This is a genomic window from Pseudaquabacterium terrae, from assembly GCF_013266755.1.
In the GTDB taxonomy this organism is placed as follows: domain Bacteria; phylum Pseudomonadota; class Gammaproteobacteria; order Burkholderiales; family Burkholderiaceae_C; genus Pseudaquabacterium; species Pseudaquabacterium terrae.
Map to the genome: position 1 here is coordinate 47,622 of NZ_JABRWJ010000012.1, position 13,142 is coordinate 60,763.

The 13,142-nt window shown below is 73.7% G+C and carries 10 protein-coding genes and 1 riboswitch; all 10 genes read left to right on the plus strand.

Going from position 1 to position 13,142, the window contains the following annotated elements; translation table 11 throughout:
* Positions 1 to 389 precede the first annotated feature (389 nt).
* Complete coding sequence (locus tag HLB44_RS31205; protein ID WP_173132691.1) at positions 390 to 947, plus strand: ECF-type sigma factor; 558 nt, start codon at positions 390 to 392, stop codon at positions 945 to 947.
* Between the two features lies 1 nt (position 948).
* Positions 949 to 3,771 carry a protein kinase domain-containing protein gene (locus HLB44_RS31210; protein ID WP_173132693.1) on the plus strand — a complete coding sequence of 941 codons (2,823 nt, stop codon included), beginning with the start codon at positions 949 to 951 and terminating at the stop codon, positions 3,769 to 3,771.
* Positions 3,772 to 3,858: 87 nt separating this feature from the next.
* Positions 3,859 to 4,926, plus strand: coding sequence for a PEP-CTERM sorting domain-containing protein (locus HLB44_RS31215; protein ID WP_173132695.1), 1,068 nt, complete (start codon positions 3,859 to 3,861; stop codon positions 4,924 to 4,926).
* Positions 4,919 to 5,779 (plus strand): PEP-CTERM sorting domain-containing protein, encoded by an 861-nt coding sequence (locus HLB44_RS31220; RefSeq protein ID WP_173132711.1) that lies wholly within the window; start codon positions 4,919 to 4,921, stop codon positions 5,777 to 5,779. The genes HLB44_RS31215 and HLB44_RS31220 overlap by 8 nt, the downstream gene beginning before the upstream one ends.
* Positions 5,780 to 5,803: 24 nt before the next feature.
* The gene (locus HLB44_RS31225) at positions 5,804 to 7,369 is read left to right on the plus strand and encodes a sialidase family protein (RefSeq protein WP_173132714.1); all 1,566 of its coding nucleotides are present in this window, start codon (positions 5,804 to 5,806) and stop codon (positions 7,367 to 7,369) included.
* 51 nt (positions 7,370 to 7,420) lie between these two features.
* Positions 7,421 to 7,523: riboswitch (TPP riboswitch) on the plus strand.
* Positions 7,524 to 7,624: 101 nt separating this feature from the next.
* On the plus strand, positions 7,625 to 9,502 hold the full coding sequence (gene thiC / locus HLB44_RS31230; protein ID WP_173132717.1) for a phosphomethylpyrimidine synthase ThiC: 1,878 nt from the start codon (positions 7,625 to 7,627) through the stop codon (positions 9,500 to 9,502).
* Positions 9,502 to 10,566: an FAD-dependent oxidoreductase gene (locus HLB44_RS31235; protein WP_173132719.1), complete on the plus strand. Its 1,065-nt coding sequence runs from the start codon at positions 9,502 to 9,504 to the stop codon at positions 10,564 to 10,566. Before thiC ends, HLB44_RS31235 begins: the two co-directional genes overlap by 1 nt.
* Positions 10,559 to 10,774, plus strand: coding sequence for a sulfur carrier protein ThiS (gene thiS, locus HLB44_RS31240; protein ID WP_173132720.1), 216 nt, complete (start codon positions 10,559 to 10,561; stop codon positions 10,772 to 10,774). The genes HLB44_RS31235 and thiS overlap by 8 nt, the downstream gene beginning before the upstream one ends.
* 4 nt (positions 10,775 to 10,778) lie before the next feature.
* Positions 10,779 to 11,579, plus strand: coding sequence for a thiazole synthase (locus HLB44_RS31245; protein ID WP_173132722.1), 801 nt, complete (start codon positions 10,779 to 10,781; stop codon positions 11,577 to 11,579).
* Positions 11,576 to 13,141: a bifunctional hydroxymethylpyrimidine kinase/phosphomethylpyrimidine kinase gene (gene thiD / locus HLB44_RS31250; RefSeq protein WP_173132724.1), complete on the plus strand. Its 1,566-nt coding sequence runs from the start codon at positions 11,576 to 11,578 to the stop codon at positions 13,139 to 13,141. The genes HLB44_RS31245 and thiD overlap by 4 nt, the downstream gene beginning before the upstream one ends.
* The last annotated feature ends 1 nt before the right edge of the window (position 13,142 follow it).

The following is a 13,142-nucleotide window of genomic DNA, read 5'->3' on the forward strand; positions in this document are numbered from 1 at the left end:
CGTGGGAACGCGCATGGGCGTTCCCGCGGCTGCGCACGGCGCTCGATGCCCTGAAGCACGGCAACGGATGGCGCCGTCGGCCGCGGGAGGTGAGCGTGAGACCACGCACCGTGGTCATGTGCGCCCTGGCGGGTCTGTGGCTGGAGCCTATCGCCAACGTTGCGCGGCCAAGCACCTTGCCGAGCGCTGGCCGCAGGTGCGGGTGGCGCCGTGTTGATCGACGCTCGCCAGCGTGACGGGGTCGGGTGCCGCACGCGGCCGCGGCCTGCGCGTCGAACACGACCGGCGCGTCGGCGGACGCGCGCTCGGGCGTCATTCGTTCGGCCCTGTCGGGGCAGACCCTAGAACTCCCCTGGTCGCCGCTGCGATCCGTTGCTACGCTCTCCGCAATGGCCGACGTCACCGAATGGCTGCACGCCGCGCAGCGTGGCGACGAGGTCGCGCTGGGCCGGCTGTTCGAGCTGCTGTACCCCGACCTGCGCCGCATCGCGCATGCGCGGCTGCGCGGGTCTGCGCAGGAACTGCTGAACACGACCGCGCTGGTGCATGAGTCCTTCCTTCGGCTGGTCCGGCTCGAGCGGCTGGAGGTGGCCGACCGGCCGCGTTTCCTCGCCTACGTCGCGCGGGTGATGCGCTCGATCGTCGTCGACCTCGTCCGCGCGACGCGCGCCGCTCGTCGCGGCGGCGGCGCGGCGGCGCTGCCGCTGGACACCGGCTTCGACGCCGAGCCCGCCGGCGCTGCCGACGCCGGCGAGGTGCTGCGCGTGCACGAGGCGCTCGCCGAGCTCGGCGCGCACGACGAACGCCTGGTGCGGGTGGTCGAGCTGCGCTACTTCGCCGGCCTCGAGATGGAGGAAGTGGCACTTGCGCTGGGCGTGGGCAAGCGCACCGCCGAGCGCGACTGGGAGCGGGCACGACTGTTCCTCTACCAGAGCCTGCGGAACTGACGTGGAGATCGCGCGCGGCGACTGGCCTCGCCTGCTCGAGCTGCTGGACGGGCTGCTCGACCAGGCGCCGGCCGGGCAGGCCGCCGCGCTCGCCGCGCTGCAGGGCGACGATGCCCGGCTGCGCGCATCGCTCGGCGAGCTGCTCGCGCAGCGCGCGACGCTGGAGCGCGAGGGGTTCCTGTCGTCGCTGCCGCGGCTGGTGCGCGACGAGCCCGCTGCCTGCAACGTGGGCACCATCGGCCCGTGGCAGCTCGTGCGCGAGCTCGGGCGCGGCGGCATGGGCGTCGTGCACCTGGCCACGCGCGCCGACACGCCCGCCGCGCCACCGGTGGCACTGAAGCTGCCGTTCGCCGACCCGCTGCGCGCCGCGATGCTCGCCGAGCGTTTCGCGCGCGAGCGCGACATCCTGCGCAGCCTCGATCATCCGGGCATCGCCGCGGTGCGCGACGCCGGCGTGTCGCAGGGCCAGCCCTGGCTCGCGCTCGAATACGTCGACGGCCGGCCGATCACCGACGAGGCGGCCGCGCGCGACCTGCCGGTGGCCGACCGGCTGCGGCTGTTCCTGCAGGTGCTCGAAGCGGTGGGCCATGCGCACCGGCAGCTCGTGATCCACCGCGACATCAAGCCGGCCAACGTGCTCGTCGATCGCAGCGGCCGCGTGAAGCTGCTGGACTTCGGCGTCGCCAAGCTGCTCGGCGGCGACGGCGCCGACGCCCCGCCGACGGCGCTGACGCAATTCGGCGGCCGCGCGATGACGCCGCAGTACGCGTCGCCGGAGCAGATCGCAGGCGGCGCTCTAAGCACGGCCACCGACGTCTATTCGCTCGGCGTGCTGCTGTACGAGCTGCTCGCTCACCGCCTGCCGTACCGGCTCGCCCGCGCGACGCCGGGGGCGATCGAGGAGGCGATCCTCGACGGCGGCATCACGCTGCCCAGCGTCGGCGCGCCGCCGGCGCACCGGCGCGCGCTGCGCGGCGACGTCGACGCGATCGTGATCAAGGCGCTGGCCTTGCGGCCCGCCGATCGCTACCGCTCGGCCGAAGCCTTCGCCGAGGACATCCGCCGCCACCTCGATTCGCGCCCGGTCGCGGCGCGTCCGGCGGGGCTGGGATACCGCATCGGCAAGCAGTTGCGCCGGCACGCCTGGCGCTACGCGGCGGCGTCCGTGCTGCTGGGGGCGATCTGCGCCGGCATGGTCGCCACCCTCTGGCAGATGCAGCGGGCCGAGCGCGAGGCCGCGCGTGCCGGCGCGATCAAGGACTTCCTCGTCAGCGTCTTCCGCGCCGACGATCCGCGCCTGCTGCGCGAGCGGCCGCCGGGCGAGGTCACCGCGCGCGAGCTGCTCGATCTCAACGCCGGGCGCATCGAGACCGAGTTCGCGCACGATCCCGCCACCGCGATCGAGCTGCTCGGCATCACGAGCGAAATCTACGGCTGGCTGCTCGAGCAGCAGCGCTACGACGCGCTGTCGGCGCGACGCCTGGCGCTGGCGCGGGCCCACCACGGCGAGCGGCATCCGCTGGTCATCGATGCGCTGCTGACCGAGGTCTGGTCGGACATCTTCTCGCAGCAGCGCGACGAGGCGCGGCGCCGGCTCGATGCGATCGACGCGCTGATCGGCGTGCGCGCCGGCGCCCGGTCGCTGCAGGCGGCCGAGTGGTGGCTCGCGATGGCCCAGGCGCTGCAGGCCGTTCCCGGCGCCGGCGAAGAGCGCATGCGCGCGCTGCTGCGCGCGATCGAGCTCTTCGGCCGCATCGACGCGGACCATCCGAGCTACCTGGCCGCGCTGGCCAACGCCGGCAACGAGCACCTCAAGCGCGGCGAGCCGGCGGCCGCGCGCGATCGCTACCTGCAGGCCCTGGCCGCCGGCCGGCGCCAGCGCCAGCCCGAGGCCGGGGACCTCGCGATGACGCAGCGCAACTTGGGGCAAGCGCTGCACCAGCTCGACGACCATGCCGGCGCGGCGGCCGCCTTCCGCGACGCCGAGCGCCTGTCGCGCAGCGCCGGCGTGCGCCTGCCGACGCACTGGATGGTCATCGACGAGTACGCGCGCTTCCTGCACCGGCGCGGCGAGCGCGCGGCCGCGCATCGCCTGTACGACGAGACGCTGCCGCTGCTGCCGACGCCGCCCGGCAGCGGTGCCACCGGCCACGACGCGATGCTGCTGCGATCGTGGGGCGAGGCGCTGCTCGCCGAAGGCCGCGCGGCGCAGGCGCTGCCGCCGCTGGAGGCGGCCTACCGCGTGATCGTCGCCCGCCCCGACCGCGAGGCCGACCGCCGCCATGCGGCCGTGCTGCTCGCGCGCGCCCGGGCCGCGCTCGGCCGCGGCGAGGAGGCGCAGCGCCTGTTCCGGGAAGCGCTCGACGACTACGCACGCCATGAGCCGGCAGGCGCCGTGGCCGCCTGCGACGCGCGCGTGCGCTACGCGCAATGGCTCGCCGACACCGGCCAGCTGCCCGCCGCGGCGACCGAGTTCGAGGCGGTGCTGCGGGCCGCCGCCGAGCGCCCGATCGCCGCCGTGCCCCTCGCGCAGATGGGCCTGGCGAAGATCGCGCTGGCGCGCGGCGACCCCTTGGCTGCGCGGCGCCACGGCGACCAGGCGCTGCAGGCCGCGCAGCACCTGCAAGGCGCATTCGACCTGCGCGTGCAACCGGAGGTGTGGCGGGCCCGTGCGGCGCTGGCGCTCGCGCTCGGCGATCGGGTGCAGGCGCAGGCGCTCGCGGCGCAAGCGCTGCAGGCCAGCCAGCGCCTGGACGGCGAAGCGGCAGCGGCCAGCCGCGCGGCGCGTGAATTGATGCACGCGGCGTCGAGCGCGACCCGCTGATCGGGCACTCCCCCCTAGGTTGACACGGCGGACTGGCCGGGCGCTGTTGCGTCTTGCTGGGTGGGAAGTCCCCATTCAGGAGCCATCATGACCCGCCGCAAGACCCCCGAGACCCGCAAGACCCTCCACACGCTCGCCGCCGCGCTGCTGCTGGCCGGCGCCGCATTCACCCTCAGCCCGACGGCCACCGCCGCGCCGGTCTACAAGTACACGACGATCGACGTGCCCGGTGCCGTGCAGACCCATGTCCAGGGCGTCGACGACAGCGGCGCCGTGGTCGGCGCCTGGCTCGACGCCGGCGGCGCGTGGCACGGCTTCCGCGCCCAAAGCGGCGTGGTAGGCGGCGTGGTGTCGACGATCAACTACCCGGGCGCCGCGTACACCGATGCGTTCGGCATCGGCAGCAGCGGCGCGGTGGCCGGCACCGCGAGCAGCGTGCCGCAGATCGGCAGCGGCGATCCAGCCTGGGGCTACCTGCTGGCCAGCGGTGCGTACACGGCCCTCGTGCCGCCCGGTGCGGTGCAGACCGGCGCGTTCGGCGTCAACGGCGCGCTGACGGTGGTCGGCTCGTACCGGACCGGTCCGCCCGGTACCGGCTACCACGGCTTCGTCTGGTCGGGCGGGGCATTCACGACGCTCGACGTGCCCGGTGCCGACAGCACGCTGCCGGTCGGCATCAACGACCTCGGCCAGATCGTCGGTGCGGTCGAGGCGTCGTGCACGGGCTGCGCGCCGTCGTCAGGCTTCCTGTGGTCCGCCGGGACGTTGACGACGATCACGCCGTTCGGCGCCACCCGCTCGGGCGCGTTCGGCCTCAACGACCTGGGCGCGATCGTCGGCTGGTACGGCGAGGGCGACGAGCTCAGCGGCTACCTGTGGGCCGACGGCAGCTTCGTGCCGATCGAGCCGCCCGCCACGCTCTACGCGCAGGCCAGCGACATCAACAACGCCGGCGTCATCGCCGGCACCTATGCCGACGCGGCCGGCGTGATCCACGGCTTCGTCGCGACGCCGGTGCCGGAACCGGGCAGCTTCGTGCTGGCCACGCTCGGCCTCGGTGTCGCCGCGGCGCTGCGGCGTCGCCGGACCGGCGCACCGCAGGGCGTGGGCGTGGCGCTGGGCATGCGCGCGCTGCCGGGAGCCGATCATGCGTGAGCACCGTACGCTCTTCATGCTCGCCGTGCTCGCCGCGACGGCCCTGCTGCCCGCCCGCGCCGCGCCGGTGCTCGACCTCGGCGTCGCCGCGTACCTCGCGCTGGATGCCGGCAACGCGCATTGGTTCGTCAACCTCGCCGACGCGGGGCCGACGGCCGGCACCGGCCTCGTGACGCAGGGCATCGCCGACACCAAGGGCGGCGGCGCACAGACCGCGTCGACGAGTGCCTACGCGAGCGTGGGCGCGCTCGGCGGCCGCGGGCTCACCTACACGAGCGGCGCGTTCCACAGCGCGCAGGCGGCCGACGACCTGAGCTGGTACGCCGACCTGCTGATCACCGGCACGCCGGGCGAGAAGGTCACGCTGCAGTTCGCGACGACGCTCGACGGCTTCGTGGCCGGCAGCGGCTTCGGACCCGGTTCCGCGTTCGGCGGCGGGGTGACGTCGAGGACCTTCGTTGCCGGCAACGTGCTGGCCGACTGGAGCTTCGCCAGCGGCTTCGGCACACCGGCGTTGCTGATCGACGAGCTCGCGCTGGTGGCGTACGAGTTCGACGTCGGCAGCGTGATCCGCGTCGCGAGCCGCTTGACGGTCCTGTCGCATGCCCACATCGAATCGGCGGTCGAAACGAACGCGCTCGACACGTCGACGTTCTTCGTCGACGTGCTGACGCCCGGCGGCGGCTACGTCGCGGGCGGCGGCTTCGTCTTCCCGACGCTGCCGCCCGCGACCGTGCCGGAGCCCGCGCCGGTGCTGCTGCTGGCGCTGGCGGCGATGGCCGCGGCGAGCGCGTCGCGGCGGGCGCGGCAGGGGCAGCGCGCTCGGCTGGAGTGCGCTCGTCGGGCAGCTTGACGCCGGCACCTGAGTGGTCCGACGATGCGCCGCATGGTCGCCCTCGTGCACAGCGTGCTGGCCCGCCTGGTCGCGGCTGGCTTGCTGGCGTCGCCGATGGTCGCTTCAGCGCTGCAGCCGGCGCAGCAGATCGGCTGGCGGCTCGAGCTCAGCGGCCCGGCCGAACGCGCCGAGCTGACGCTCATCACCGACGTACCGGCCGCCGACCAGGGCCAGCCGGCACTGCAGTTCCTGGCCGCCGAGCTCCAGGGCGCGTGGTACTGCTATGGCGGCCAGCCGCTCGGCTGGGCGCCCTGCAGCACGCCGCTGCCCGCGCACAGCCAGGGGGCCCTGCCGGCGCAGGCCCGGCTGGCGCTCGGCACGCACGACACGCTGGCGCTGCGCGGCGCGCAGCTCCATGCGGGTTACGGCACGTCGGCCGACGAGATGCTGGCGGCCGGGCGTCATCGCCGCGTCGCAGCGCTCGGACCTGCCCGCTCGGTGGACTGGTCGGATGCGCAGACCGTGCCGGGCAGCACCAACGTCGTGCTGGCCTTCAACAACACGGCGCTCGCGCTGCGTGACGCCACCGGCGTGCTGCACCTGGTCTGGGCCGACGGCGGCCAGGGCTGGCACGGCCGCCACGATGGCCAGGCCTGGAGCGTGGCGGCACTGCCGAAGGCCGGCGGCGGCAGCATCGACAAGCCCACGCTCGCGCTGCTCGCCGACGGCGAACTGTTGCTGGCGTGGAGCGAACAGGCGGGCAGCACGCGCCAGCTGCTCGTGGCGCGCTCGCGCGACGGCCGCAGCCGCTGGGACCTGCCGCTGACGCTGGCCAGCGGCAACCTCGGCAGTGCCGTTGCGCTGGAGTCGCTGCAGGGCGGCAGCGGCGTCGCCGGCGCCGTGGTGGCCTGGATCGACGAAGGCGCCGGCCGCGTGCTATCTCGCCAATGGAGCGGCAGCGGCTGGAGCCTGGGCGACTGGAGCCCGGCGCTCTCGCCGGCCGCCGCCGCCGGGGTGCCGCACGACATCGGCCTGGCGAGCTTCGGCCAGACGGTCTGGGCGACGTGGGAGGACAAGCGCAGCGGCGCCGGCGACAGCGAGATCTACCTCGCCCGCTCGACCGACAGCGGCCTGAGCTGGCAGGTCGACCGGCGCCTGCCGCTCACCGCCGGCAGCCCGGCCGGCGGCGACCCCAGCCTGCAGCTGCTGCCCGATGGCCGCTTGCTGCTGGCCTACCAGCACCAGAACAAGGTCTGGTTCACGCTGTCGGCCGATGGTGGCACCAGCTTCGCACCGGCGGTCTCGCTCGGCCCCGGGCTGTTCGCGCACGTCGCCGCCAACCAGCGCGGCAGCGTGGCCTTCACGTGGGAACATTTCAGCAGCGGCGGTGCGCAGAACGACAGCGGCAAGACGGTGGGCAGCACGCTCAGCCTCGACGCGCTGGCCCGCGTCGAAGGCCCGCACGCGATGCCCGGCTCCGAGGCCGTGACGTATGCGGTGCAGGCCGCGGCGGCGGTCGCGCACGACCGCATCGATGTGTTCTGGGTCGATGCCGCACCCGGCGGCGCGCGGGTCATCCGCTGGCGCAGCGGCCGCCTGGTGGACTGATCCCCCATCGCGACAGCGGCTTGACATCGATCGGCGTATCACGCCACACTCCGCCCCGCTCCGGGGTGCGTCACTGCGCTGAGATGGTCTGCAAGACCGAACCCGAGAACTTGATCCGGTTCATGCCGGCGGAAGAAGAGCAAGCCTGAAGACTGATCGCCGCAAGCTGCCCATGTCGGGCACCGCGGCCGAGCAGGTCCGAAAGGGGCGGTCTCCGGAGCACGACACATCACGTGCTTTGCCTCAGGAGATCCGATGAACGCCCCCGAATCCTTCGACACGCTGCTCGCCGCCTCGCGCGAGCCCTTTCCCGCCTCGCGCAAGGTGCATGTCGACGGCGCGCTGCCGGGCGTGCGCGTGCCGATGCGCGAGGTCGCATTGAGCAACGGCGAGACCGTCACGCTGTACGACTGCAGCGGGCCGTATTCCGATCCCGCCGCGGTAATCGACATCCGCCAGGGCCTCGATGCGCCGCGCGCTGCCTGGGTCGAAGCGCGCGGCGACACCGAAAGCTACACCGGCCGGGCGCCGCAGCCGATCGACGACGGCGTGCGCAGCGCGACGCAGGCCGAGCGCCTCTCCGCGCTGCAGGCCGAAGGCCTGTTCAAGCGCACGCCGCGCCGCGCGAAGAGCGGCGCCAACGTCACGCAGATGCACTACGCACGCCGCGGCATCGTGACGCCGGAGATGGAATACGTGGCGCTGCGCGAGAACGGCAAGCGCGAGTGGACCGAGGCCTACGCCGCCGACGCCGAGCGCGAGGCGCGCCTCGCCGGCCAGCCGCGCGGCGCGGCGATCCCGCGCCTCATCACGCCCGAATTCGTGCGCCAGGAAGTGGCGCGCGGCCGCGCGATCATTCCCGCCAACATCAACCACCCCGAAGTCGAGCCGATGGCGATCGGCCGCAACTTCAAGGTCAAGGTCAACGCCAACATCGGCAACTCCGCCGTCAGCTCGGGCATCGCCGAAGAGGTCGACAAGCTGGTCTGGTCGCTGCGCTGGGGCGCCGACACGGTGATGGACCTGTCCACCGGCACGCAGATCCACACCACGCGCGACTGGATCATCCGCAACTCGCCGGTGCCGATCGGCACGGTGCCGATCTACCAGGCGCTCGAGAAGGTCGGCGGCATCGCCGAGGAGCTCACGTGGGCCGTGTTCCGCGACACGCTGATCGAGCAGGCCGAGCAGGGGGTCGACTACTTCACGATCCATGCCGGCGTGCGGCTGCCCTTCATTCCGCTGACGGTCAAGCGCCGCACCGGCATCGTCTCGCGCGGCGGCTCGATCCTCGCGAAGTGGTGCATCTCGCACCACCGCGAGAACTTCCTGTACACGCACTTCGAAGAGATCTGCGAGATCATGAAGGCCTACGACGTCAGCTTCTCGCTCGGCGACGGCCTGCGCCCCGGCAGCCTGTCGGACGCGAATGACGAAGCGCAGATGGCCGAGCTGCGCACGCTCGGCGAGCTGACGCAGATCGCCTGGAAGCACGACGTGCAGACGATGATCGAAGGGCCCGGCCATGTGCCGATGCACCTGATCCAGGCCAACATGGACGAGCAGTTGAAGCACTGCGACGAGGCGCCGTTCTACACGCTGGGCCCGCTGACGATCGACTGCGCGCCCGGCTACGACCACATCGCCTCGGCCATCGGCGCCGCGATGATCGGCTGGATGGGCACCGCGATGCTGTGCTACGTGACGCCGAAGGAGCACCTCGGACTGCCGAACCGCGACGACGTGAAGCAGGGGCTGATCGCCTACCGCATCGCCGCGCATGCCGCCGACATCGCCAAGGGCCACCCGGGTGCCCGCGCGCGCGACGACGCGATCAGCGCGGCGCGTTTCGAGTTCCGCTGGCAGGACCAGTTCAACCTCGGGCTCGACCCCGACACCGCGCGCGAATTCCACGACGAGACGCTGCCGAAGGACTCGATGAAGCACGCGCACTTCTGCTCGATGTGCGGGCCGAAGTTCTGCTCGATGAAGATCACGCAGGACGTGCGGGCCTTCGCCGAAGCGCAGGCTACCTTGAGCGACGAAGAGCAGCGCCAGCGCGGCATGGCCGAGAAGTCGGCCGAGTTCCGCGCCGCGGGCAGCGAGCTGTACATCCCGATCAAGGCGCAGTGATGCGCCTGGACATCGGCATCGCCGGCGCCGGGCTGCTGGGCCGGCTGCTGGCGTGGCGGCTGGCGCACGCTGGGCATCGGGTGGCGGTGTTCGACCCGGCGCCGGACGCCGAGGTGCGCCACGACGGCCGCGGCGCGGCCGCCTTCAGCGCAGCCGGCATGCTGAGCCCGCTGGCCGAGAGCGAGGTCGGCGGCGAGCACATCGCGCAGCTCGGCTGGCGCTCGATGGCCTTGTGGCGCGACATCGCCTCGGCGCTGCCGGGTGGCGCCGCGGCGACGTTGCGCCAGCACGGCAGCCTGCTGCTGGCGCACCGCGGCGACGGAGGCGCAGCGCAGCGCCTGCTATCGCGCATGGTGTGCGTCCACGAGCGACCGCAGGCCCTCGACGCCGCCACGCAGGCGGCGCTCGAGCCGGCACTGGCGCGCGGGCTGCTGGCATGGCAGCTGCCGGGCGAGGGCCAGGTGCTGCCGGAGCCGCTGCTGGCCGCCCTGCATGCCGATGCGCCGGGCGTGCACTGGCGCTGGGGCCGGTCGGTCGCGGCGGTCGAGCCCGGCCGCCTGGTGCTCGACGACGGCGACCTGCTGGCCTGCGATCTGGCGATCGACGTGCGCGGCCTCGGCGCGCGGCCGCCGCTGCCGCTGCGTGGCGTGCGTGGCGAGCTGATCTGGCTGCATGCGCCGGGGCTTGCGCTGCAGCGCCCGCAACGGCTCGTGCACCCGCGCCACCCGGTGTACCTGGTGCCGCGGCCCGGCGACATCGTCGTGCTCGGCGCCACCGAGATCGAGAGCGAGGACCGCTCGCCCGTCAGCCTGCGCAGCGCCGTCGAGTTGATGGCCGCGGCGCACAGCGTGCTGCCGGAGCTGGCCGAAGCCCGCATCGTGCACCTGGAAACGAACCTGCGCCCTGCCCTGCCCGACAACCTGCCGCTGACCCATCACGAACCCGGCCTGCTGCGCATCAACGGGCTGTACCGCCACGGCTGGCTGGTCGCGCCGGCGCTGGTCGAGGACGCGCTGGCGGCGTTGCGGATCGTGGCACCGGCCGAGGAGGTCACGCATGCCTGAGAACACACCCACCATCACCGTCAACGGCACGCCGCGCGATTGGTCGCCCAACTTGACCGTCGCCGCGCTGCTGCACGAGCGCGGCGTCGCGCCCGACGCCGCCGCGACCGCCCTGAACGGCGAATTCGTCGCCCGCAGCGCGCGCGATCACACGCCGCTGCAACCCGGCGATCAACTCACCGTCTTCCAAGCCATCGTCGGAGGCTGACACGATGACTCCCACCCCCTGGTCGGCCTACGACCACCCGCTGCGCAGCCGGCTGCTGCTCGGCACGGCAGGTTACCCATCACCAGAAGTACTCGGTCAGGCCATCGCCGCCTCCGGCACGCAGGTGGTCACCGTCGGGCTGAAGCGCAGCCTCGGCGCCGGCGCTGCCGACAACGGCTTCATCGCCGGCGTGCGCGCCGCCGTTCGAGACCACGGCGCGCGGCTGCTGCCCAACACCGCCGGCTGCCGCAGCGCGCGCGAAGCGATCACGCTGGCGCAGCTGGCGCGCGAGCTCTACGACACGCGCTGGATCAAGCTCGAGGTGATCGGCGACGAGCTCACGCTGCAACCCGACCCGTGGGAGACGCTCACCGCCGCCGAAGCGCTGGTGCGCGACGGCTTCGAAGTGTTCCCGTACTGCACCGAGGACCTGGTCAGCTGCCGCCGCCTGCTCGACGTCGGCTGCCGGGTGCTGATGCCCTGGGGCGCGCCGATCGGCTCGGGCCAGGGGCTGATCAATCCGTGGGCGCTGCGTACTTTGCGTGCCAGGCTGCCGGACGTGCCCTTGATCGTCGATGCCGGCATCGGCGCGCCGTCGCATGCGGTGCAGGCGCTGGAGCTGGGCTTCGACGCGGTGCTGTTGAACTCGGCCGTCGCGAAGGCCGGCGATCCGGTGCGCATGGCGGCGGCGATGGCGCAGGCGGTGGCGGCGGGGCGGCTCGGCTGGGAAGCGGGCTTGATCGCGACGCAGGACCTGGCCAGCGCCAGCACACCGGTCGACGGCCGGCCCTTCGTCCTTCCATGAGCGGTCCACCTATCCTCTGGAGCATCGCCGGCACCGACAGCGGCGGCGGCGCCGGGCTCGCGGCCGACCAGCGTGCGGCCGATGCCTTCGGCGTGCACACGTGCCCGGTGGTCGCCGCGGTCACCGCGCAGCACTCGCAGGCGGTGCTGCGGGTCGACGCCGTCGATCCCGCACTGCTCGACGCGCAGCTCGACGCGCTGGCCGACGACCTGCCGCCGCGGGTCATCAAGACAGGGGTGCTCGGCAGCCGGCAGAACGTCGAGCGGCTGGCGCGGCGCATCGACCGGCTGCGTCGACGCGGCCCGCTGGCGCTGGTGATCGATCCGGTGCTGCGCGCGTCCAGCGGCGCGGCGCTGGCCGATCGTGAACTGTGGGCAGCGCTCCGCGGCGAGCTTTTGCCACGCGCCAACGTGATCACGCCGAACCGGCGCGAGGTGGCTCTGCTGCTGGGTGAGCCGCGTTTCGCACGCCACGAGCTGCCGTCCGCTGCACGCGCTCTTCAGTCGCTAGGACCGGCGACCGTCTGCATCACCGGCGGCGACGACGCCGACAACCACGGCGCGCACGACTGGCTGCTCAGCCCGCAGGCCACCGGCTGGCTCAGCCTGCCGCGTGTCGACACCCCGCACACGCACGGCACCGGCTGCAGCTTCGCCAGCGCGCTGGCCGCGGCGCTGGCGCTGGGCTTCGTCGCGGCCGATGCCGCCGTGCTGGCGAAGATGGCGGTGGCCTTCGCGTTGCGCGCCGATGCGGCGCTGCCGACGCCGGGCGCCGGGCCGGGGCCGGTCCGCTTGCGGCCGGGCTTCGCAACGGACCCGCAGCTGTTGCCCCGGCTCGTCGACGACGACCTGCCGAACGCCCCCGTTGCGCGCTCCGCGGGCAGCGGCGCGCCGATCGGCCTCTATGCGATCGTCGACCGCGCCGAACGCATCGACGCGGTGCTGGCCGCGGGCGTGCGCACGGTGCAGCTGCGCATCAAGGCGCCGCGGGCTGATTCCGCGCTGCACGCCGCACTGACCCATGCGATCGCCGCGACGCGGCAAGCCGGTGCCCAGCTCTTCATCAACGACCACTGGGCGCTGGCGCTCGAGCTCGGCGCCGCCGGCGTGCACCTCGGCCAGGAAGACCTGCTGGCACTCGATGCCAGCGAGCGCGCCGAGCTGCGCGCCGCGCAGCAGGCCGGCCTCGCGCTCGGCCTGAGCTCGCACAGCCTGTGGGAGCTGGCCCGCGCGGCGGCGTGGCAGCCGGCCTACGTCGCCTGCGGCCCCGTGTGGGCGACGACCACCAAGCGCATGCCGTGGCGCCCGCAAAGCCTGCACAACCTGGCCTGGTGGTGCGCCGTGGCCCCCGCGCCGGTGGTGGCGATCGGCGGCATCCTCGAACCCGCGCAGGCCGCCGCCGCCGCGCGCTGCGGCGCTTCGGGCGTCTGCATCGTGCGCGGCCTCGGCGACGATCCGGCGCAGCAGGTGCCGCCGTTCGCCGCGGCGATCGACGCCGGCCGCGCGGCGCCGCGCGAGCCGGTGCCGGCGTTGCCGCGGCCGAGCCTCGATCCGCTGGCGTGAG